This window comes from Flammeovirga sp. SJP92, from assembly GCF_001583495.1.
Classification (GTDB): Bacteria; Bacteroidota; Bacteroidia; order Cytophagales; family Flammeovirgaceae; genus Flammeovirga.
The window spans coordinates 138,323-161,053 of sequence record NZ_LQAQ01000090.1 but is presented as its reverse complement, the minus strand read 5'-3'; the positions used below and the strand labels follow the sequence as shown (position 1 = coordinate 161,053).

At 33.8% G+C, this 22,731-nt stretch carries 17 protein-coding genes and 3 tRNA genes; 3 read left to right on the top strand and 17 right to left on the bottom strand.

From position 1 onward, the window contains the following. The first annotated feature begins 60 nt into the window (after positions 1-60). Both AVL50_RS19505 and AVL50_RS19500 read left to right on the top strand, forming a co-directional pair. Positions 61-753, top strand: coding sequence for an NAD-dependent deacylase (locus AVL50_RS19505; protein ID WP_062618164.1), 693 nt, complete (start codon positions 61-63; stop codon positions 751-753). Between the two features lie 123 nt (positions 754-876). Beyond that, positions 877-1,281, top strand: a complete 405-nt coding sequence (locus AVL50_RS19500) for a DUF1987 domain-containing protein (protein ID WP_062618163.1) — start codon at positions 877-879, stop codon at positions 1,279-1,281. Between the two features lie 178 nt (positions 1,282-1,459). Here the strand turns inward: AVL50_RS19500 and AVL50_RS19495 are convergent. From AVL50_RS19495 to AVL50_RS19450, 10 genes are all read right to left on the bottom strand, one after another. Further along, positions 1,460-1,533, bottom strand: a tRNA-His gene (locus AVL50_RS19495). 160 nt (positions 1,534-1,693) lie between these two features. Continuing rightward, positions 1,694-1,767: transfer RNA gene (locus AVL50_RS19490), tRNA-His, on the bottom strand. A gap of 163 nt (positions 1,768-1,930) precedes the next feature. Next, positions 1,931-2,004, bottom strand: a tRNA-His gene (locus AVL50_RS19485). 191 nt (positions 2,005-2,195) lie between these two features. After that, positions 2,196-3,533 (bottom strand): dihydroorotase, encoded by a 1,338-nt coding sequence (locus AVL50_RS19480; protein WP_062618162.1) that lies wholly within the window; start codon positions 3,531-3,533, stop codon positions 2,196-2,198. Positions 3,534-3,854: 321 nt separating this feature from the next. Continuing rightward, a complete protein-coding gene (locus AVL50_RS19475) occupies positions 3,855-6,869 on the bottom strand; it encodes an N-acetylmuramoyl-L-alanine amidase (protein ID WP_062618161.1) in 3,015 nt (1,004 codons plus the stop codon). A 390-nt stretch (positions 6,870-7,259) separates the two neighbouring features. Then, a complete protein-coding gene (locus AVL50_RS19470) occupies positions 7,260-7,841 on the bottom strand; it encodes a TetR/AcrR family transcriptional regulator (protein ID WP_062618160.1) in 582 nt (193 codons plus the stop codon). 219 nt (positions 7,842-8,060) lie between these two features. Then, a complete protein-coding gene (locus tag AVL50_RS19465) occupies positions 8,061-10,451 on the bottom strand; it encodes a TonB-dependent receptor domain-containing protein (RefSeq protein ID WP_062618159.1) in 2,391 nt (796 codons plus the stop codon). A 5-nt stretch (positions 10,452-10,456) separates the two neighbouring features. After that, positions 10,457-11,803, bottom strand: a complete 1,347-nt coding sequence (locus AVL50_RS19460) for an HTTM domain-containing protein (RefSeq protein WP_062618158.1) — start codon at positions 11,801-11,803, stop codon at positions 10,457-10,459. A 3-nt stretch (positions 11,804-11,806) separates the two neighbouring features. Then, positions 11,807-12,886 carry an imelysin family protein gene (locus AVL50_RS19455; protein WP_062618157.1) on the bottom strand — a complete coding sequence of 360 codons (1,080 nt, stop codon included), beginning with the start codon at positions 12,884-12,886 and terminating at the stop codon, positions 11,807-11,809. Positions 12,887-12,962: 76 nt separating this feature from the next. Beyond that, positions 12,963-14,036 (bottom strand): DUF4856 domain-containing protein, encoded by a 1,074-nt coding sequence (locus tag AVL50_RS19450; RefSeq protein WP_062618156.1) that lies wholly within the window; start codon positions 14,034-14,036, stop codon positions 12,963-12,965. Positions 14,037-14,478: 442 nt separating this feature from the next. Here AVL50_RS19450 and AVL50_RS19445 point away from each other — a divergent pair, with 442 nt between their 5' ends. Then, positions 14,479-17,007, top strand: coding sequence for a glycoside hydrolase family 2 protein (locus AVL50_RS19445; protein WP_157491452.1), 2,529 nt, complete (start codon positions 14,479-14,481; stop codon positions 17,005-17,007). A gap of 58 nt (positions 17,008-17,065) precedes the next feature. Here AVL50_RS19445 and AVL50_RS19440 read toward each other — a convergent pair whose 3' ends face one another. The 7 genes from AVL50_RS19440 to AVL50_RS19410 all read right to left on the bottom strand — a co-directional run bounded on the left by AVL50_RS19440 (position 17,066) and on the right by AVL50_RS19410 (position 22,022). Beyond that, positions 17,066-18,133: an ATP-grasp domain-containing protein gene (locus tag AVL50_RS19440; RefSeq protein WP_062618155.1), complete on the bottom strand. Its 1,068-nt coding sequence runs from the start codon at positions 18,131-18,133 to the stop codon at positions 17,066-17,068. Positions 18,134-18,287: 154 nt separating this feature from the next. Further along, positions 18,288-19,139: an SDR family oxidoreductase gene (locus tag AVL50_RS19435; protein ID WP_062618154.1), complete on the bottom strand. Its 852-nt coding sequence runs from the start codon at positions 19,137-19,139 to the stop codon at positions 18,288-18,290. Positions 19,140-19,258: 119 nt separating this feature from the next. Continuing rightward, positions 19,259-19,936 carry an outer membrane beta-barrel protein gene (locus tag AVL50_RS19430; protein WP_082795924.1) on the bottom strand — a complete coding sequence of 226 codons (678 nt, stop codon included), beginning with the start codon at positions 19,934-19,936 and terminating at the stop codon, positions 19,259-19,261. 72 nt (positions 19,937-20,008) lie between these two features. Then, complete coding sequence (locus AVL50_RS19425) at positions 20,009-20,461, bottom strand: DUF4174 domain-containing protein (RefSeq protein ID WP_172826884.1); 453 nt, start codon at positions 20,459-20,461, stop codon at positions 20,009-20,011. A gap of 14 nt (positions 20,462-20,475) precedes the next feature. Then, positions 20,476-21,036 carry a DUF1572 family protein gene (locus AVL50_RS19420; protein WP_062618151.1) on the bottom strand — a complete coding sequence of 187 codons (561 nt, stop codon included), beginning with the start codon at positions 21,034-21,036 and terminating at the stop codon, positions 20,476-20,478. A 108-nt stretch (positions 21,037-21,144) separates the two neighbouring features. After that, positions 21,145-21,537 carry a hypothetical protein gene (locus AVL50_RS19415; protein ID WP_062618150.1) on the bottom strand — a complete coding sequence of 131 codons (393 nt, stop codon included), beginning with the start codon at positions 21,535-21,537 and terminating at the stop codon, positions 21,145-21,147. Then, positions 21,537-22,022 (bottom strand): DinB family protein, encoded by a 486-nt coding sequence (locus AVL50_RS19410; RefSeq protein ID WP_062618149.1) that lies wholly within the window; start codon positions 22,020-22,022, stop codon positions 21,537-21,539. The genes AVL50_RS19415 and AVL50_RS19410 overlap by 1 nt, the downstream gene beginning before the upstream one ends. Positions 22,023-22,731 lie beyond the last annotated feature (709 nt).

Sequence of the window (22,731 nt, the reverse complement as noted above, 5' to 3'; positions counted from 1 at the left end):
TATTACTTTCTTTAAATGACAAAAGCACATCTATTTTATAACGTTTAGAGAGAATTTTACATGAAAAGGAAAAAAATCACTGTTTTGACGGGTGCAGGTATATCAGCTGAAAGCGGAATTGCAACTTTTAGAGGAAGTGACGGTCTTTGGGAAGGACACGACATTATGGAAGTGGCATCTCCTGAAGGATGGAGCAAAAATAGAGCACTTGTTCTACATTTTTACAACGAAAGGAGAAAAGCAGCAAAAAAAGCAGTTCCAAACCGAGGGCATTTAATTCTAGCAGAGCTGGAAAAAGACTTTGATGTCACCATAATTACTCAAAATGTAGACAACCTTCATGAAAGAGCTGGATCAAGTAACATCATACACCTTCATGGGCAATTATTCCAGTCGAGAAGCACTTTGGATGAGCATTTAATATATGATATGAAAAGTGATGAAATCAATATAGGCGATAAGTGTGAAAGAGGAAGTCAACTCAGGCCCAATATTGTTTGGTTTGGAGAGGATGTTCCTCTTATGGAAACCGCTATTGAAATCACTGAGCAAAGTGACATATTCATTGTTGTAGGCACTTCACTCCAAGTCTACCCCGCTGCCAACCTTATACATTTTACACCATCACACTGTAAATCTTATCTGATTGATCCTAAGGCTCCTGAAAATGCAGATCTCAGAAATATAGAGATTATTGAGAAGGGAGGCAGTGAAGGACTTCAACAATTACAAAGAATATTAACTAAAAATTGATATTTCTTATAATTTTTTAAGGAAATAATTGTATAAGTGTAGGTTTTACATTATCATTGTTAATAACTCAATGGTAATCATTGAATTGTGTATTCCGATTGTATGACTAACATAACTATCTCAATGGAAAATCTATCTATTAACGCAACTTCTCAAAATAAGCAAATACCGCAAATCTTTCTGAACGCGGATAATGGCAAAGGAGAAATCACTGGAGCTTCTTTCCATGAAAACGCATTTTACTTGTATAGAGAAGTAACGAATTGGATTAATGAGTATTTAGAAGAAAACAATGCTTTTTCTTTAACTTTTGGTGTCAACTACTTTAATACTCCATCATCAAAAGGTATCTTTGACATTCTAACTACTTTAAAAGAATGGACTCACGAAAACAAAATCATATCAATAAAATGGTATGTGTTTGAAAATGATGATGACTTATACGAAGACATTGAAACAATGGCTGAAGATGTGGAGTTGAATATCTCTATCATTATGAGCGACAAAAAACACCAAATAGCAAGTTAAAAATGCTATATATTCATTAAAAAATTTATCAACTAAAAGAAAAGGCAATTCATTTGCCTTTTTTTATGCCTAAACTTAACCATACTCTTTTAATTTCAATCAAAAGAAAGAGGTTATATTTTTTAACTGTATTAAAAATTGGGCATAAAAAAAGCTTTCAATTTCTTGAAAGCTTTTGGGCGAACGATGGGATTCGAACCCACGGCCCCCGGAACCACAAACCGGTGCTCTAACCAACTGAGCTACGATCGCCATTTGTTTTTTGCTGTGCAAAGATATGATTTAAACATCTAATTACACAAATAATATTTTGTGAATAAAATTAAAATAAAACCAATCAACTACAAACCATAGAATTACATTATTTTAATTTTACAATCACAAAAGAGCTTTCAATTTCTTGAAAACTTTGGGCGAACGATGGGATTCGAACCCACGGCCCCCGGAACCACAAACCGGTGCTCTAACCAACTGAGCTACGATCGCCATTTGCTTTATTGCTGTGCAAAGATACAATTAAAAGTTAGATAATTCCAAACATTATTTCGAAAATAAGTCATTAATTATATCATAAATCTGTAAATCACCTAATTACATTATTATAATTTGGTATTCACAAAAAAAGCTTTCAATTTCTTGAAAGCTTTTGGGCGAACGATGGGATTCGAACCCACGGCCCCCGGAACCACAAACCGGTGCTCTAACCAACTGAGCTACGATCGCCATTTGTTTTTTGCTGTGCAAAGGTAGAAAAATAGTTTAGAAAAACAGCATTATTTTACGTAAACAAAATTCAACAACACAAAATCAACTGTAAATCAGCCACAAAAAATTAAAAAAAAAGAGATAGTAATACAATCAAAACTATCTCTTTTATCTCCAAACTACCTTTTTACGGTAATTTGTAAAAATAATTATCTATCAAACGTTAAACGCTTACCTTTCACATCTTCATGGAACGCTCCATTTTCATAAGCTAAGTGCCCTGAAACGATAGTATGTGTAACTGTAGAAGCAAATGTATGTCCTTCAAACGGAGACCATCCACATTTATAGTTGATATTAGACTTTTCAACTTTCTGAGGAGCATCAAGATCAACAAGGACTAAATCTGCCCAATATCCTTCTCTTACATAACCTCTATTTTCTACCTCAAATAAAATAGCTGGGTTATGACATGCTTTCTCTACAATCTTCTCTAAAGAAATCTTACCATCTTTATAGAAATCCAATAATACTTGTAAAGAATGCTGTACTAAAGGACCACCAGAAGGTGCAGAAGTATACTTATTTGATTTTTCTTCTAATGTATGAGGAGCATGATCTGTAGCAATTACATCAATTTTATCATTTAAAACACCTGAAAGAATTCCAGCTCCATCCTCTTTTGTTTTCACAGCTGGATTCCATTTGATGAATGCTCCCTTCTCTTTGTAATCCTCATCTGAGAACCACATATGATGCACACACGCCTCTGAAGTAATTTTCTTATCTTTTAATGGAATATCATTATCAAATAACTCTAACTCTTTTGCTGTTGAAATATGAAGGATATGCAATCTTGCTCCATGCTTTCTAGCCAATGCCACAGCTTTTGATGAAGAAGAGTAACAAGCTTCAGCACTTCTGATTTCAGGATGGCATTCCATAGGAATGTCCTCTCCATACTTTTCTATATACTTCTCCAAATTCTCAGCAATCATTGGATCATCTTCACAATGAGAAGCAATAATCATCTGAGCATTCTTGAATAAGTTAGCTAATGTCTCTTCGTTATCAACAAGCATATTTCCTGTTGAAGACCCCATAAATACTTTGATACCACAAACATGTTTAGGATCTGCTTTCAACACCTCTTCTAAGTTATCATTAGAAGCTCCGATGTAGAATGAATAATTAGCTAAAGACGTTCTTGAAGCAATCTCATATTTCTCTTCTAACTTTTCAATAGTTACAGTTGGAGGCTTAGTATTCGGCATCTCCATAAATGAAGTTACACCACCTGAAACTGCCGCTCTTGATTCAGTTTCTATGTTTGCCTTCTGAGTCAAGCCTGGTTCTCTGAAGTGTACTTGATCATCAATCAAGCCAGGAAGAAGATATTTACCTTCCGCATTTATAACCTTTTCGTCTGTTTGTGCTTCCAATGAAGTTTCAATCTTTTCGATTTTACCATCTACAACCCTAACATCAGATTTAAAGATGGACCCTTCATTGACAATTTGTGCGTTTTTGATAAGAATCTTCTCCATGATATATGTACTAATTAAAAAATAATTGTGAAGATACTACCCCGATTTTTCTTCTAAAAATTAAACATAAAAAAAGCCTCAACTTATGAGGCCTTTTTGCAGTTTGTCAGTTATATGCAGTTGTTTACACAACCGTTTAGTTTATAAAGTGAAAAGAACCATTACGTTCCTAAGACTTTATATTTTGTCTTTGTTCATTTACATAATACGTACAGAACTGCAATGAAGGAGTAGATTTTTCAGAATCTTAACCTTTTTGTGCATAATTAAGACACAAACAATTCAAAACCAACATTTTAACATATAACTATTATAAAACACCTATTGAACAGAGCTGAAAAACTTTAAAAAGTCCTCCATTACTTCTATTCTTTTTTGTTCAGTAAGTATAGCTTCAAAAGGAAATCCTAATGCTATTATTTTCTTTTTACCATCTGAAAAACATATTCCTGCTCCTTTTTGATTGCTTGAATATCTACCAATTTGCTTCCCTCCTTTACCCCAAGGTTCTATAGCATCTGGCGACTCTACTCTATAGATTTCTCCATCATCTGTTTTAGAATATTTCACTCCATTCAAATTTGAAAATAGTTTATCTACACTATGCACTTCACCAATTCTATCTGCCTGATTAGTTCTACCGATCATATGCAGTACATTCTTTGCAAAAAGTACATCTTGATGTTTTCTTCCTTTGGGTAATCCATCTTCCTCAAAAAACAAACTTGAACCTAAGTGAGCACCGCTAATAAGGAGCTTACCCCCCTGATTCAGGAAGTTTTCAATTTCAGACCTTAAATTCTTTGACAATAAAGTAAACTTGGTCTTCTTTCCCCATTGATGTAAATCCACATTTTTCTGTTCACCTAAAAGAATATCAACTGCGAAATAATCTTCTAGTTTAATTGATCCATTTTCCATGGCAGTTTGATTACAAGACACAAATGAACGTTTTAAATAATAAAACGCTTTACCATGAACAGCTGGATAGTTGAATGTATTGCCTTTAATGATTGTAGTTTCTTTATCACCAAAAGAAGCACCAAAACCAGGTGCATCATCATCAAGCCATGGAGAATTAGGATTAAAATCATATTGTTCACCTATATAAGACAGATCCTTATGATCCGCCACTCCTTGGTCAAGATGATTGAATCCTGCATAACTTGGTGTATATATAAAACCGGGAGATGAAAGTCTATCAAATGCATTTACAATTAAAATAGGTGAATTTCCAAAGTCCGCCATACTTAACTCTTCAGTTGGAAAGCTTTCTCCACCACTATTAACGGCTGTTACTTTAAAGCTATAAAAGTGCTCCTTTTGAATTGGAAGTACGATTATTGAATCTTTGACGACCTGACCATTGTCCCATCCTTGATCATCTACATTGGTATAAAGTTTATAAAAGGCTGGAACAGCAGTTTCTTCTAATTTATCAAGTTTTGGCTTCCAGCTTAAATGTGCATGGTTACTTTTGAGTGAAACTGAAAAATGAGTAGGTGGAAGAGGCTGTATGGTGTATGCTCTGTTTTCCTGGAATGCAATATACTTAAGAATTCCTTTATAAATGGAACGGCTAACATCAAACCTAAAAACGGGATCTAATGCAAACCACATATCTTTGAAATTCTGATGTGAGAGTAATTCAATCAGAACACTTGGAACGTCTGGATAAACAGCCTCACTGTACCTTTTATCCCACATTGATCTCCTATTCCAAATAGAATCATGTAATACTCTAGCGTCTTCTACAATCTGTGTCTGCACAATATCTGCCAAATCTCTACTTGTCAATCTAGATTGTCCATCTTCAAAATAAACTCCTTTGTCCATATTTGTGGTACTATAGATTGCCAATGTACCCACTGTTGTATCCGATTTAGATACACCTGCATCTGTATGAAGAGCAAGAGCTAAATCAATTGGAATACCAAGACCACTATTCTTCACTTTAGGGTGCTTTGCAAATGAAGCACCTGTCAACCAGTTCACCCACTCACCTCTGGATTGATAGTCGTCTTTATAATCATTTTTCCCTTCATTCAATGAATAAACATGTTCAGGAGCACCTGAATATTGCAAATTATACCTCGCCCCTTCAGTATATCTTGCTCGTTGGCTTGAAGCCCCTTCCCGAACAATATTCCCTAGTCCACCTCCAAAACGAACGGCATCTGCAGAGATATAATTTCCTTTTGTTTTAGAGTAAGATGTTAAATACACGCCTTCCTCTTCAGACCCATCAAACTCAAAAGTACCTAAGTACACCCAAGTCTTCTGCCCCATCTTTTGATTGACAATAAAGGATGTTTTCTGCTTTTTATGTTTTACAAAGTAATGCGCATCTTCTACAGGTAACTCATTGGAACCATAAGATACATATACAGCGTATTCTCCTTTTAATTGTTTATTTGTTTTCCATGAAAAAGCAATCTGATTCTTCTTACTTGTTGCTTTTATTTTTCTTGATGTTCCTAACTCAAAAGGATTTTCATGGTCGTTGTAAAATAATTTATGCTTAAAACCTGTTGCCCCTGCCACAACATTTTTGTTTTCCTCGTATCCTTCTCTTTCACCATCATTGTCAATCACCAATAATTTCGATTGGATAGCTCTTTCTCTTGGAAGGTAAACATTGGCTCCTGCATTTTCTAACATTGGCACTAAATAAGGTAGCACAAAAGCAGTAGGCAGTAAATCTTCTACAGTTTGAAACAACCTTGCTCGTTGCCATTCCCATCTCTTCAAGGAATTTTCATAATACAGTCCATGACTATTCCAAATGGCCAAATGATTACCTAAAAGCCCATTTTGGATTACTTCTTTTTCATTGTTATCTACCCTCATAACATGGATTGAAGGGATTGAGTCTTTTTTGATTAACTGGCGTTCTTGATCTAATGGATGTGTACTTCTATAATAATTCGGCACTAAATCTTTTAGATAATATTTAGGTACAATTGGCCATTTATTTTTCTTAGATAATTTCTGAAAGTCGTTGTTATTGGATTTACCCACAAAGAAAATTAAATCATATCTATTGTAGTTTTCTCCAAGGTTTTCTCTGACATTTTTCTCTATTGAAGCAAGGTCATCTATTCTTATTGGAGAATATTCCCAATGCTTACTTAGAAAATAATAGATCTTACCTGCCTTTTTTGAGAAAGATAGCGTATCCAAAACCGCAGAAGAATCAGGTTGAAAACGATATTCACCTAATTTCGCTTTTTCTAAATATTGATTAAATGATTTTTGAATTTGCTGGATGCTTTGACCATTCACATTGTAAAAAAAGGGGAGTGAAAAAAAAATGGTCAGTATTAATTTATTCATCGTTATTTAGTGATTTACCATTAAAAAAATTGGTATTAATGAAAAAAGAGGAACAAAGTAAAACTAGTCCCTCTAACCTTCAGTAATATAAAAGTATGGGCTACTACTCCCATACAATAATTCAAATTCAGAAAAATAAAACCTCTTCTCACAACACTAATCACTCTGCACTTTGTTTTATTTTTGTCGTTTTTCTTGAGAAAAACATGTTCAAATTTATAACTTTTGTTTTAAAAACAAGAATAGAAATTAGAAAATAATAACATTCAATTACCATCTTTCTCAATTTCTTTAAATATTACAATCAAATATTATATAAATACCTAGAAATGCAAAAAAGGCCCCCTTTTTAAAAAGATGACCTTCCTCACTAAAAAATTTATTTCTGTCTTACTTTAATGCTTTCATACATAAAGTCGTTACAATTCTCGCATCATCCTCCACTAATCTATCATGACTAAAAACCCCAGTTGCTCTAGATGAAGCGTACTGAATTGGGATAGCTGGAAAAACTGCATTAAACATTTCCACGTTAATATTTTGGTCTACCTCTCCCGTATCATATCCTCTTTGTACCATAGCTTTTGAAGATTCTGGAATTTTGAGCGTCATTTCTTTTGACATTAAGAAAGTATAATCGTTCATCAGCATATTGATGAATTTTGCTCTTGAAGGATTGTCATTGGCTAAAGTAAATATCTCAATACAGAAATGAAGGATCACTTCTTCCAAAGATTCCTTTTCTTCCATATGTTTAAAAATGATATTTCTGAAATATTCAATGTTTGATGAATATAGTGCCTGTACTAAAGCAGCCTTGCTAGGGTAATGTCTGTATAAATACCCATCTGCTACTTGGGCTTTTTTAGCAATAGACGAAACTGATGCCCCTCCATAACCTTTGCTTACGACCATTTCAATTGTCGCTTCTTTTATTCGCTGTAATTTAGTTTCGTCAATACTTTTCGCCATTGTTTAAAATTAATTGAGGTAAATTAGAAATTGCCTAAATGCTTTATTTGAGCGTAATCATACATAAAGTGATGATTTCAAATAAGCTTCCAATGATAAGATAAATGAATAAGTTCTCACTTTACGTATCACAAATTTATCATAAACTTAATAGCTTCCAAGAAAATAGACAAAATAATCTATGGAATATAACGAAAAGCCGAAAAGATGTTTCTTATCTTAGATCTTAAACTGAAACGTAAAATAATAGTTTCTACCATCAGCTGGTATAATTCCAGGTCCTGGATAACCTGTTGCTCTACGTGTAAAATACATATTATCGGTCAGGTTATTTACACCTGTCTCAATCCCAAACCACTTATAATTATACTTCATTGATAAGTCCATAACATAATAAGCTGGTACAGGTCCATATACTGCATCAGGTAGTGGTTTTTCTGTATTTGCTGCGTCTGTGTATTGCTTATCTACTTTAGTATATTGAAGCGACAAATTAAAGTTTTTATATCCAGTGTTAATTCCTGCTTTAATGTTATAAGGCGGAATAAGTTCTACGTCATTTCCATCATATACTCTATCTTCAGAGATGTATTTTCCTTGAATGAAGGATACATTACCAAACAGGTTTAAATGATACTGAGCATAACGGTTAATAAAGTGCATAATATTTAACTCGCCATACGCTTCAACTCCTACTGTATAAGCATCTGCAATATTTGTACGAATTGGATTGGCTGGGTTGGCTAAACCAATTTTATCGTTATATCTAAGGTAAAATCCACTAACATCGAAATTAAGGAAATCTGTTTTCCCTCTCAATCCGATATCTGCCGAGTACCCTCTTTCATCTTTCATATCTGGATCAATTCGAACATTAGAATTCAATGATCGTAAATCTGAATAGGTGATTGCTCTGTAATTTTGTGAAATATTACCGTAAATCTCTAAATTTTCTTTGAGTTTATAGCTTAGCCCAATTCCTGCAATCAAGATTGATCTGTTGTTATTAATCGTATCAGGTTCTGCTTGTGTAATTTCTTGGATCAATCCATCATCTCCCACCTCAAAGAATGTCTTTTGATAATACCCCTCTCCTGAAGTTTCTATCAACTCAAATCTAACACCTGGTGTAACACTGAATTTATCAGTAATTTGGAAGATATTTTCAACGAAGAACGCGTAATTTTTAATTTTAAATTGATGATCTGAAAGTAATGAATCAGGATGAGAAAAATTAAAGTCTGCATCCCTTCCGTCAGAAGCATCACCTTGCTTTTTATCATCATTACCGTAATAAACTCTTGAACCTATTACAAAAACCGACGGTCTGTTATTTAAACTATAATGCTGTAAATACCTGATTTCTGAACCAACATTTCTAAATTTATCAGCAACCAGCAAGCGAGGCTCAGCATAAGGATTTTCTTTATTCAAGTTCAAACCCAAAGCATCTCTACTCGCAAAAAGTCCAAAATTTTTCATTTCAATTTTTGCACTATTACTGATTCTATATTGTAGATCAACCGCTGCAACATTCCAATTCACCTTAAACCAGTTTTTATCAGTATAGGAAGCTCTAGGATCTCTTTCAAATTCTTCATCTGTTAGACCTCCTGGCTGTTGTGCCAAATAATCCATATGTGTGAATTCAAAACCGACTTTGAAACGCTCACTCACATCCACGTCAACTGCTGTGTAAACCGTGTTTACATCAAAACCTGAATTAGGTCTCCAGCCGTCTCCACCTTTATATTGATACAATGCATAATAGTTCACTTTCCCCTTTTCTCCTCCAATACTGTTGAAGGAATTAAAAAGGCCAAATGATCCAACAGTTTGACGAGTGACAAATTCAAAAGGCTTGTTAGCGGGACCTTTCTTCATTTTGAAATTCAGCAAACCTCCAAACTGTGTTCCATATTGTAAAGATGCAGCGCCTCTTACAATCTGAACCTCATCAACAGCTTCTAACGGTGGTGTGTAATAACTCTCCGGATAACCCAGTGCATCGGCTGCAATATCATACCCATTTTGTCTAGTATTAAAATTGGAGGTTCTATCTGGACTCAAGCCTCTTCCTCCAATACCCAACTGAATACCTGCTCCATCACTCTCCCAAATATTTAAACCTGGCACTCTATTGTAAACTTGTCTTGAATTATTTGTTGCTAAGTTGGCAGTAAGGTTATCAATTTGAATCACCTCACTTTTTTTCCCTTCATAAATGGAAGTTCCTTCTACTGCTTCGAGTCTTGTAATTTCTGCTGTTTCGGTCAAATCAATTACATCTACCTCATCCAATACCTTCTCAATCACTCTCATTGTAAAATTCAACTCCTGCCTTTGAGAAGTAATCTTGATGTCTTTTTCCATTGGTGTCAATCCATATTTGAAAACACCAATTGTATACACTTTACCTTTCTGTAAATTCGAAATAATGTAATTTCCTTTTTTATCAGATTTCACTTTGATATTGGTGTTTTTGATGTAAACATCTGCACCTTCAATGGATTCTTGAGAATCAAATTGTATCAACTTACCGCTAACTGATTGTGAAAAAGAAGTCAGTGATGAAATGAATAGTAGAGTAATGAATAAAAACCTTGTCATAAAAATTATCCCTTAAAGGGAAGTATCCATGTTTTAGGAGCGAAAGAATCCTCCAACTTCGTTAAATCTATTGTTGGGTCTATGTAGGGCTTACTTGCTCTTCCATTAAGAGAAACATAAGAATCTATATAAACCTTAGGGTTTTTAACCCCTTTATCTTTAAAAACACTTTGTAAATAATGTGCATACTGAATAATCATATCCGGCTGTGTAGCCATCATTTTTTCTTGCAGAGGTGTTAAGTAATCTCTGTTATTGACCTCTATTTTATGATTTGTCTCAGGATTCAACACATAAAATGTTGCTGCTCCAGACTTTTCCATCAACATCACTCTCCAAGAGAAACGGAATCCTTGTTCTGTCCAAAATAGATTTCCCTTATAAAGGGCATATCGAAAAGGAAATATCAATTGAAGCAAAATAAATACAGCAAAGCAAAAACGTATAATCTGCTGAGGAATTGAATTAATCCGTCCTCTTTTTACTTGTACAGCTAAATTTTCTGAACTGAAAAATCTACTCAGAAAAAGAATAATATTTTCATGAAACTTGTCTGAGAAAAAGATCAAAGTACTAAGAACCATAATATATGGGAACATTCCAATAGGGAATAAAGCTGCCGTCATAATGTGGAACGCAACCACTAGGAAGTAGGCAAAACCTCTGTATTTTTTTATTGACAGAAGGAAAGGAATACATAAATCATAGATACACCCAATCCAGCTAAAAGCAAAAGCCACCCATTTGTATTTCAATAATGGCCCAACCAAAAATAGATCAGCTCTTGAGGCCAACCATAATCTTAAAGGTTGTGCTTTCAATAACCAATCTGCATTGATCTTTGCTATTCCGGCATAAAAATATACGATACCTAATTGTAGTCTTACAATATTAATAGTCCATGCTGAAACATATTTCCGATAGGTTTCAGGATTACGGTACACATCTACAGAAAACCTTCTGTGTGCAGGCAAGAAAATCATTATAAACGCCATCAAACTGACAAAGTAATAATGATTCAAGTAATTTGTAAGGTCTATTAACTCCACATAGGTAAACGTAAGAAAGTATAGCACCGAAGAGATTCTATAGAAAGCTCCCAAAGCTATACCTACTGCACTAACTATCATTATAATAAAAATGCAATACATTCCTGTCTCACCTAACGGTTCTACCCAAGAGAAACCAAAGTAATGAAAAAAGAATTTGGGTTGAACGAATTGACTATCAATCCAACCGTTCACCCAAAAACGGACTGCACTCAAGGCCATCATAATACCGAATATCATTCGGAAGACAACCAAGGGTGCAATCGAGGTTTGTTTGTTGACTAATTTATTAAAGTACCCCATGCTCTAATCTCCATCCGAGTCTTGGTAAGTAATTTTCACTGATAAAGCAGAAGGCATTTCCGACTTGATCATTACTACTAACTTCGACATTTCTGTATATAATTCTTCTACTGTTTGATCTTGTGCTTCAATGTGATTTGAAAAAGGATTTTGACAGTTGTCCAATTTTTGATTAATCACTGCAAACTGATTTAATATTTTTGCTGATAAATCTTCTTGGATTGAACCTGTATTATAATAAGCTGTCAAATAATCGTCTAGCCCCACTCCATCGTATCCTTTAAAGACGTTTTCTAAAGTTGTAATATTTCTTCTCAAAAGATCTAAAGAATTTGCCCCGTAATAAGCTTCCACAGATAAAGGACTTGACTTTCCAGAAAGTGAGTTCTTACCCAAAGGATATCCTACCCTTTGATTTTTACACCTTTCAAAAGCTTTGTTGTATTCATTCACTATGTAAGAAAGAGAACTACTAGGATCGTTTCCTTCATTCACAGCAAAAGTAGAAGCGTAATCACCAGCCCAAGCATCATTTACATATGTGGCCTTTGTTAATAGATCAGTTACCACTGCATTTAAGTATTCACCTCTAAATGCATTCGCTTTGAAAGCCTCAATCACTGTTGTTTTGTCATCCTTGAATAAAAGATAATCAACTGCTGGCAGTCCTTTTTTGTTATTGGCTGTAACCGCTCCTAAGTTTAATTTTTCAGCTTCAATATCAGCTTCCAACTCAGTATAATTGGTTGGGAAAGTATTTGAGGAAGTTAAAAAAGCATTTTCTAATGCCGGACCATATTGGAACGCATTGATTGTTGCCCAGTTCTGATAAGCATTTATAAATGCTGAACCTGCGGCATCATAAGTTTCTTCTGTTGGGTTACTGACAAATGCTTTTACTTTTTCATCAAGTGTCGTAACTGAAGTTTGATAATCGCTAATTGAAGGTTTTATAATGTTGTTGGCATAATTGCCTAACATGTCAGTTTGTGAGAAGTCAAGCTCAATGTTTTGATTTTCTTCAGAACATGAAAAGAAAACAAGAACAGGGATAATAGTGATAAAAAATTTGAATAGTTTCATAATAAACTTCAGAAGTGAAATGAATGAAATTGCCCTCAAACCAATTTGTAAATTGGTTTGAGGGTGCAAAGATATATTATAAACTGTTAACTACCTCAGTTGTGAAGCCATAAGTTGATTGAAGAATACCTTTAATCTCAATAATATTCTCAGTTGTCAACTCATCAACGTTGTTACCGTGTGCTGTAATAACTTTAACTAAGTTATCGTCTGTGATTGTCTTTGATGCATTGTACTGTAAACACCATGCAAAAGCTAATGCTTCAGACCAGTGATGCATTCTGTCACCTTCATTTGTATCTGAAAGTACTGCATTTAAGTAATGAATAACGTTGATTGCTACTAACTCTTCCCATTTCGCAACGATAATATCACGCTGAGCATCTCTTACATCATAATTTTTAGCTGTAATAGCTGCACGACCTGTTAAAAATGCGTTGAAAATATCACCTGAAACATCATAAACACCTGCACGTGATTTAGCATATTTCGCCCAGTACCAGTTTGTTGCATCAGAATTTACTGAATAATCAACCGCTGCTCCAAAATAACCGAATGCCTCATCCCAGTAATGCTCCATTGCTGTTCCTTTACCTTCAGTAATCTCCTCGTTATCAGCATCTAATTTTTCATCTGATAAATAGTAAGAAACTGCTTGGTAGTATAAAGTAGCTCCCATTAGACCTTTAGCAACCATTTGTGCAGGTTCGTGACCTTCTGCATCAAATAAACGACCTTCATAGATGTTTGCGACATTACCTGAAGCAGCTTCTGCACTTTTGAAGTATTCATATACTTCTGCTTTTACATTCACAGTTAAACCTGCATCATCATAAGTCTTGCTTTCTAAATCTTTAGAAGAGTCAAATAAAGTTCCTGATTCATTAGAGAAAATTGATTTCATTACAGACTCTTCCAAGTTTGTAGTGCCATCATTTCCTAACTTAATATATCTTTCCAAAGAGTCCAACATTTGGATTCTAGCAGTTTGACCTGAGTAATCTACATTATCAAAAGCGTAAGTAGTAGGTACGTCAAACCCTGGATCTAAATCATTAATAATTTCTTCAGTTTCTGAACAAGAAAATAAAGTTGAAACTAAAAGAGCCGCTGTAGCAAATTTGTTAGTTAAAGAAGAATAGATTTTCATTTTTTATGGATGTGAAAAAATTTACTAATAGTTGAAATTAACGTGAGCAAAATTATTCTTTATTTAGATTTAATCCAAATATTATTTAAAATTAGTTTAAATAAGATTAAAGCAAATTATCTATCTACCTCATTTTCAATATCATTATATTACACCACTATTTATTACCTCCTTCAACTATTAAAACAACGTAATTTGCTCACTAATGAGGATTACCTACAAACACATTATCATCCTCTATAAGGAATATTGGCTAGTATTTCTCATGTCTACTTTCAGTCTATACCCAAAAAGGCATTGTCTATACCCTGTCTATAGCTAAAAATAGCCTTTAAGAACACAATTGATGAGTTTTGAATCACAATCAAATACAATAAATGCCTGGGCTGAAAAAGTCCAGAAACTTTTAAAACAATCTAAACGCATCAACCTTATAATTGAAATGAAAAGATTATTTATGGTGTTATTAGGGATTCTGACCTTCACTTATAGTTGGTCTCAACCCAATACAACAACACCTCACGAACAAAATGAACAAGCTGTACGCTCTTTAGATGGCTATAGATGGAAAATGAAAATGATGCTTCCTGGTGAAGGTGTAAAGCATGGACTACATAAAATTCCACCTGAAGATATAGAAACGTTGGTATGGAACAATGCTAAAGTTCCAGGTGATGTCTATACTGATCTATGGAAAGCTGGAATAATTGAAGACCCTTATTTTGGCAGAAATAGCGTCAAAGCTCAGTGGGTACAACAATATGAATGGTGGTATGCTCATCAATTTAATGTGACAGAGGCAATTGAAGATCAAGTCGTAGATATTTTATTTGAAGGTGTTGACTATAGCTGTGAAGTATGGCTCAACGGTCATTACCTAGGTAAACATGAAGGTGCTTTTTCTTCTTTTAGATTTAATGTCAATGAATATTTAAGAATTCACAAATATGATTTTCTAAAAGCTAGAAATATGTTGGTGATTAAACTTGCCCCTCCTCCACAAGTCAATGCAAGTGTGGCAGGTAAGAAGACACCTTGGTTTGGAGATTATTGGAGAGACTTGATTCCATTTGGCATCAGCCGCTCTGTTAAAATGATCAGAACGGGTTCAGTGCGTTTCAAAGATGTTTACGCAAACAATAAAATCAATAAAGACGGCACTGCAGATGTTTCATTAGAAATGAGTGTTGAAAACACTTCTAATAAAACGAAGAAAATGTCATTTGTCACTTCATTACAAGGTAAAAACTTTGAAAGCAAGGAAATCAAAATTGCTTTTGATGAAGACGTAAAGCCTGGTGTTCATAAAATCACAAAGACCATTCATCTCAAAAAACCTCAATTGTGGTGGCCTTGGGACTTGGGTAAACCAAATTTATACGAAGCGAAAATTACATTAAAAGAAAAAGAAAGTAACCATGATTTCAATGCCATCACTTTTGGTATTCGAGAAGTTACTTCGAAATGGAACCCTGGATTTAAAAAAGATGTGGATGTAAGTTTTCCTCGATCTACTTATATCAATGGTAAATTCCACTTTATCCGATCTGCATGTTGGGGTGGACCTCCAGATATTTTTGTAGGAAGAACTTCTCTAGATGAATATAAAGAGTTGATCCGTTTAGCAAAAGAAGCCAATATGAATAATATTAGAATTTTTGGATGGCACCCACCTGAAATCCCTGAATTCTATCAGTACTGTGATGAAATGGGAATCACGGTTTGGCAAGATATGATTCCATTAGGCACAGGGAATATTCCAACGGAAAGAGCTCAACTTACTGAGATTTTTGATGAAGCTGTAAAAGTAATCAAGGAAAGAAGAAATCACCCATCATTGATTATGATGGAAGGGGGTGAAGAAATGTTACTCCGTACGCGTGACCCTCAATTTGGCAGAGCCTTTTTAGAAGAACTTGGAGATTCTCTTCAAGCCTATGCTAACCTACCGTATGTCCCAGATTCTCCTTTAACGTGTCATGTTTCAAAAGCGGCAGGTTACAAAAGTAAAGAAGCAGTGCATGCCTTGCGTTACTTCTACGACATGGGCAAATGGTTACACGAAGATTGGTATCAAACACTAAAATTCCCAATCGTTCCTGAATTTGCTATTACTTCTGTGCCTTCTGTAGAAAGCTTGAAGAAATTCATTCCTGAAGATGAACTTTGGACTCCTGGTTTAAGTTGGGGGCACCACTGGGCTGATCTTACAAGATTGAGAATGCAGAACTGGGATGTTTTTGGAAGTGAAATGAAAGGTTCTTTAGAAGAGTTTGTCAATGCATCTCAAGACGCTCAGGGTATTATTTTCCAAAATGGCATAGAATATTTCAGACGCCAAAAACCTGAATTAAGCGGTATTGCTCTTTGTCACTTTATTACCTATTGGCCTGATATGAAATGGGGAATTGTAGACAACTATCAACAACCAAAACGTTCTTTTGATTTTGTAAAAAAAGCTTATCAACCGACATTAATCAGCTTGAACTTCCATAAGAGAAGATGGTCTAATAATGAAAATTTCAAAGGTGAGCTTTGGGTGATCAATGATCTTTATGAAGATTACAAAAAAACATCTGCCACTTTAAAAATTAAAGATGACAATGGAAATGTTCTTCAAGAAAAAGAGTTCACTTTTGGTAATGTTGAAGGTAATAGTGCAAAGAAATTTGTAGATGTAAATGCTGATGTCCTTTCTAAAGTAAATGAGAAATTCTATGTAGAGTTGGAATTAAAAGATCAGAAGGGAAATATTATCTCTAAAAATGATTACTTCTTCTTAATTGGCAACCAAGAAGAAGCTTCAAAGGAGTTTAAAGTCTGGATGAAAAAACGAATGGATCTTGAAAATAAATATGGTCTGTACGGATCTTATTACCATTTCTTTGAAGATTTCACTGGAGAAAATGGAGGTAAATACGAAAGCGATGCTCAAACGCCTAAGGCTTTTGGTTTTCCAGAAAATAAATAATTAAGAATTTAAAAAGCCAGCCTCGAGAAATACAACTATTCCGAGGCTGTTTTTTTTGTTATGCAAGCACCTTACTTTTTACTTTCCAACTTTGAGACGCAATATTTTTGAGTAAATCGATGTATTCCCAACCAATTTTCCGCGCTGCAAGCATAATCAAACTATCTTGGTCCATACGATGAGGTCTTGAAGCTCCAGTCATATTGGGTTTCATATTGATATCAAAAATAAAATACTTTCCTTCTTTATTGGCTCTGCAATCAATGCGTATTGGTGCTTTTATTTCTATGATTTCTGCCGCCCTTCTACAAAGTTGAGAAATCTTGAAAACAGCTTCAGAATACAACTCATCATCTTCCAAAACCATACTATTTTTTATAACAGCTTCTTCTCCACTGTAAGGTGCTATTCCATTCTTATGATTGATTCTTTTCACTGCAGGCAAACACCAAGGCCTTACATATTCGACTTCTTTATGGTCAATGATGTATTCCCCTGCCGGCATTACAGTTATTGTAATCTCCTGTCCTTCCAAAAACTCTTCTACATACACTGAACTGCCATATTTTTTTGCATTAAACAGGTCATCTAAAACTGTATTCAACTCAGAAATATTTTCTACTTTAGATACACCTTGACTCCCCCTTCCTCTCAAAGGCTTGACAACCATTGGAAATTGCATTTCCTCAATTTCATGAAAATTACTTCCTTTTGACAGAATTTGTTCTTTAGGAATTGGAACATTTTGATTTTTCAAAAGATCGTTAGTATAAAATTTATCATCAAACAACTCCACATCTGAAGGCAACTGACCAATAAGTTTTATATTACGGTCAAAGAATTTGTGTATTGGATGATGCTTGTAAAGTACAGTATTCATCCAAAAGGTATTTGCACCTTTATTTAATGCTGCTAGGATTCCATCTTCGGTATCTGGGAAAACCCAATCCAAATCGTTTTCAATGTTAGGAGACGCTTGAGGAGTGATCACAATAAAACCATATTTGGACAACTCGTAGGCTATATCTGCTCCACTATCGGAGTATCCCCCTTCTTTCATTGGTTTGGTTATTCCATTAATAGCTGGAGCCGGTTGATCTTGGTATAATATGGCAATCTTCTTCATTGGTTTGATTATTTTAATAGTTATTCTTGAGTTTCAGCTTTTGGATCATTTTTAATCGCTTAGTTCTTTTTTATATGAACTACAGAATACTAATATAATGAAAAAACCCATGATTGAAGTCATGGGTTCTCAAAAAATCTTTAATAACGTACCGTTAATGCTCTCTCTGGTATGCTTTAATCATCTCCAATGTATTCTTTGGAGGTCTTCCTGTTGCTTTCTCAAAATCTGAAGAAACATCATAAGCACCTGATTTTATTCCAGAATAGATTCCTGCAATCACTACCCCTAAGAAATCCCCCAATACACCTTTCCGTTCAGCGGTATATTCCTCCACAGACACTCCATTAAAGGCAATTGAAGTTCCGTATACCTCATTGATAAAGTCAGCTAATTCTTGCTGAGTGATTGCTGTTCCTACCAAATTATAAGTATGACCATTATGTTCTTCTCCCAGGAGCATTTTAGTGTAAGCATAGCCCAACTCAGGTCTACTTATATAAGTACATTTTCCATCCCCTGCACAATTTCTAATCTCTCCTTCCTTTTTGTAAGTCTCAATGTATTCAAGATCAGGTTCTATATAAATTCCATTTCTCCCCAATGACCAATCCAATCCAGAATTCTTTATATCTTCTTCGGTTTGACGGTTGCTTTTCACAATTGGACTAAAAGAATTCCCATCACTTTGCCCTACAATACTAGTGTAAACAATTTTCTTCACACCGTTTTGTTTGGCAGCTTCAATTACATTTCTATGTTGAGGAATTCTTGCTTCAGGATCTCCCATACCTGAAATCAATAGTACTTTATCAATACCTTTCAAAGCTTCTGTGTATTCTCCCAGACTATTGTAATCCCCTTTTCTGATTTCAATACCAAGGTGTTGTGCTTTTTCGGGAGTTCGTACAATTCCAACAACATTTTCAGCTCCAATTTCTTTTTTTAAAGCATTTACAATTGCTGTTCCTAATTGACCACTTGCCGCAGTTACTGCAATTTTCATTATAGCTACATGTTTAGGGTTAACTCAAATTGATTAAGGTAACCGAATCTAATAAAAATTGATGAGGGATTGAAATTTAACTTATTAAGTATCATAACAAACAGACCAGAAATTGATATCTAGTTTTTTAATTTATAAGCTACTGTTAGTTTAATTGCATTACCGCCATCTCTTTCAAACTCAAATTCTTCACCACTAAAAGGGTCATTCATTTTGACTGTTCTATCCATGGCATAGTCATAGGTTAGCATTACTAAGTACCTTTGTAAATGAACTCCCATTCCTAGATTAATACCATAATCAACCTTTGAAAAATAAGTTGTTTGAAACTCTTCATCCACTTTAATTCCATCTATATATAATTCACCTAAATCAAATAAATAAAAATTCATAAATGGTCCTATGAGAGCAAATAACTTTGTATTTCCCAAATTAAAATCAAACTTCATATTTAAAGGAACATCCATTGTAAAAGCGTTTCCTTTACTCATCGTATGCATGATAATTTGCTGGTCAATATTAATCAATTGACTAACCTTTTTTCTTTTTTGGGTGAAATACATTTGAGGAAAAAAAGAGATATTTCCATTGATTTTCAACTCCATAGTGGCACCTATTTGAAAACCTAATTGATAAGTATTATCAACGACATTATAAGGAGTATTTTCTGGAGAATAATCTAACCCCGCAACATTTGTACCCAATCCCACATAAAAATCCTGGGCATTGAGACTGCTACACGTTAGCGACAAAAGCAGAATATAAAGTGTTCTTTTGAAAGAGATTGAAAAGTTCATAAACACATCTGTTAGTATATAAATAATTTGCAATACTAAATTATAAATAATATACAACAGATAAAAATTAGATTAATCATTTTCATTCATTTCCAATCTTCTCATTGGCATTCTGTCTATTAATTGAAATAAATCTTCTTTATACAAAACTTCAGTTTGTCTTAACTTTTCACTTCCGTCAAGTCCAATCAACACTACTTCAAATGATTCATGACATACTTCCTCCAACTCTTTCGTCAAGCTTTTCCATTGAGTGTTAGACTCAGGATCTGTAAAATCAAGGGCTGAATATTTTGTACCAACGATGGTTATTAAGACAATTTTTCTTTCCCTCAAACCTGTGTAATTCTGTTGAATTTCTATGAGTTGATTTTGGAATTTCTCACTTAAACTAATGGGAGCATTAATAATCAAAACCCTGTTCGTCCACTTGTAATCACTTAAATTCTGAACAACATCAAATGAAGAAAAAAGAATAGAAAAAACAAGTAAGAGAATGGAAAATATATTTGCAAAACGTTTCATATAAAAAATCATAGCTATTTCTTTAAATCATCTGTGAAATGACCTTTATGCTTTCCTTTAGAAAATTTCGTTTCATTAAACTCCAAAGATTTTCCTTTGGGAATACTTAAACTTTTCCAATCTCTTCCTTTTATCATCTTTCCAACAAAGACTATCTGTCCAATATGATAAGAATAATGAGCGAGTTGACGATGAAAAGCATCGATAATGGTATGTTCTTGATTTCTTATAAATACTTTTGTTTCAAAATTGTTTTCATCTATTGAATCGATAGCTGTAAATAAACACTCCCAACCTTCTTCCCACTGAATGAATAATTCTTCTTTACTTTTTATAGTACTTTCAAATTCCTGATCTCTATTCCGCCATTCTTTTTCTCCGTCAGAAGTTAAGAAATCAGTCCATCTAGACTTCATATTACCCGACAAATGATTGACTATCGTTGATATGGCATTTGAATCTTCATTGTATTGCCAAAAAAGTTCTTTTTCATTTAATTGATTAAAACATTGTTCCCCTAAGAACTTATAATATTCAAACTGTTTTCTGATACTGATAATGAATTCGTTTTTCATAAAAAATGAAATGAGAAATAAAATATTGATTTTTAGTTACCACTAATGTACAAATTTTTCTTCTCTATTCTGACTTCTTATAGCCCTTCACCCACCAAACCATCGTCTTTAGCTTGTCGGTTTGATGCTTTTGTGTTTAATGATTTGATAAGTGGATAAATAAGAATTTACTACTTCCAAACCATAATTCTCCACTAACCAATAGACTATTTCTTCACAACTTTTATCCCAGTTGTCTATAATACGATCTATTACATTTTTTATATCCAATAATGATTTTGGATTGATTGATGATAAGATCTTACTAGCGATTTCTTGTTGACAGAAACCATTATTTTTATCCTCAATAGTCATAATCACTCCTTCAACAATAATCTCTTCGGGCACTTTTTTCAGTACTTTAATGAGCTGGCTTGTCCTCAAACTCTGAACTGGTTTCTGCTTTTCAATAGTAAGTTCAATCTCATTTTTTACATCTAAGGGTGTTACTGGAAATTTCATTATTTTACATCAAAGGTAGTTTGTGAAAGTACTTTATCAATTTGTTTCATATGTTGCTCAAAATGCTCTACATATATTTTCAACCACTTTTTCAAAGTAATTTCACCTAAATAAGAATGTTTTACATATTTATCCCAATCTGCATCAGTACATAACAATAATTGATGATAAGTAATCAAGCGTAATGATTCAAATAAATCGAGATAATGAGTTATATCTTGAACCTGATACTTTAATTCCTGAGACCACTTCCATTCATCCACAACATAAGTTTCTCTAAAAGGTTCAGCGATAATTGTTCTATAACGTAAAAAAGCATTCACTTCACTATCTGCTAAATGAATGATAACTTCTCTCACACTCCACGATCTTTCAGAGCTTTTAAAGCTGAGTTGATTTGTATCAATAGACTTTAGTTTTTCTTTTAATTGTTGAGGAGCCTTAAAATACTTTTGGAGTAAGTGTTCGAGTTCTTTGTTTTTCATACTCATAAATTGTATTTGAAGATAAATTAAACATGTTACCTAGTTTAATATTATACAGGTTTCACTTTTTTAGTTCACAGATTAATGAAAATAGAATTGAATATCTTTTCTCTGAGGGGCAATAAATGCTGAATTCAATAGTTTTGGTACTTGTTTTCTCAATTTCGAAAAAATAGGTAAAGCCATGAATACAAATAGAATCAAGTAATGAAACATCCATTAAGTCACGCTTAGAACTAGACAGCACATTTTCCAATGCGGAATTTAAGTCACTGTATTCTTATCGTAAAAGAGTTTCGGAATGATGACTTATCAAAGTTGTATCTTTATCAGGGGAGATTACAAACTCCAATTTCTTCCGGGTGATTTTTAACGTGTCCTTATATGCTTTTTTAGGTTTCTATCTTTTTCAATCTTTATTAGTTTTTCCAGACGATTAATTTCTGATGTTAAGTAAGAAAAAGTAAAAGCATATTGATATGATGTCAGGTTAATATAGTCACCATCTTGAGTAAGTTCATAAACTTTAGTTATTGTACTATTATTACTATAATTTCTTTCTGAAATCATTATTTTCTCAAAACCTGTCCTTTTACTTGAGTTGTAAAAAATAGGACAAAGGAAGTTATTAGTAAAAAGTTAGTCATGGCACATCTAAATTTCATAAGGATAATTCAATTGAAAACACTCACTTCTAACAAACCTAAAG

What these genes read in the sequence shown, in the direction of transcription:
- AVL50_RS19445 (WP_157491452.1), top strand. Translation starts at nt 14,479, where the DNA reads ATGAAAAGATTATTTATGGTGTTATTAGGGATTCTGACCTTCACTTAT.
- AVL50_RS19470 (WP_062618160.1), bottom strand. Translation starts at nt 7,841, where the DNA reads ATGGCGAAAAGTATTGACGAAACTAAATTACAGCGAATAAAAGAAGCG.
- AVL50_RS19500 (WP_062618163.1), top strand. Translation starts at nt 877, where the DNA reads ATGGAAAATCTATCTATTAACGCAACTTCTCAAAATAAGCAAATACCG.
- AVL50_RS19465 (WP_062618159.1), bottom strand. Translation starts at nt 10,451, where the DNA reads ATGACAAGGTTTTTATTCATTACTCTACTATTCATTTCATCACTGACT.
- AVL50_RS19435 (WP_062618154.1), bottom strand. Translation starts at nt 19,139, where the DNA reads ATGAAAATTGCAGTAACTGCGGCAAGTGGTCAATTAGGAACAGCAATT.
- AVL50_RS19410 (WP_062618149.1), bottom strand. Translation starts at nt 22,022, where the DNA reads ATGAAAAACAAAGAACTCGAACACTTACTCCAAAAGTATTTTAAGGCT.
- AVL50_RS19440 (WP_062618155.1), bottom strand. Translation starts at nt 18,133, where the DNA reads ATGAAGAAGATTGCCATATTATACCAAGATCAACCGGCTCCAGCTATT.
- AVL50_RS19430 (WP_082795924.1), bottom strand. Translation starts at nt 19,936, where the DNA reads ATGAACTTTTCAATCTCTTTCAAAAGAACACTTTATATTCTGCTTTTG.
- AVL50_RS19460 (WP_062618158.1), bottom strand. Translation starts at nt 11,803, where the DNA reads ATGGGGTACTTTAATAAATTAGTCAACAAACAAACCTCGATTGCACCC.
- AVL50_RS19475 (WP_062618161.1), bottom strand. Translation starts at nt 6,869, where the DNA reads ATGAATAAATTAATACTGACCATTTTTTTTTCACTCCCCTTTTTTTAC.
- AVL50_RS19480 (WP_062618162.1), bottom strand. Translation starts at nt 3,533, where the DNA reads ATGGAGAAGATTCTTATCAAAAACGCACAAATTGTCAATGAAGGGTCC.
- AVL50_RS19450 (WP_062618156.1), bottom strand. Translation starts at nt 14,036, where the DNA reads ATGAAAATCTATTCTTCTTTAACTAACAAATTTGCTACAGCGGCTCTT.
- AVL50_RS19425 (WP_172826884.1), bottom strand. Translation starts at nt 20,461, where the DNA reads ATGAAACGTTTTGCAAATATATTTTCCATTCTCTTACTTGTTTTTTCT.
- AVL50_RS19455 (WP_062618157.1), bottom strand. Translation starts at nt 12,886, where the DNA reads ATGAAACTATTCAAATTTTTTATCACTATTATCCCTGTTCTTGTTTTC.
- AVL50_RS19415 (WP_062618150.1), bottom strand. Translation starts at nt 21,537, where the DNA reads ATGAAATTTCCAGTAACACCCTTAGATGTAAAAAATGAGATTGAACTT.
- AVL50_RS19420 (WP_062618151.1), bottom strand. Translation starts at nt 21,036, where the DNA reads ATGAAAAACGAATTCATTATCAGTATCAGAAAACAGTTTGAATATTAT.
- AVL50_RS19505 (WP_062618164.1), top strand. Translation starts at nt 61, where the DNA reads ATGAAAAGGAAAAAAATCACTGTTTTGACGGGTGCAGGTATATCAGCT.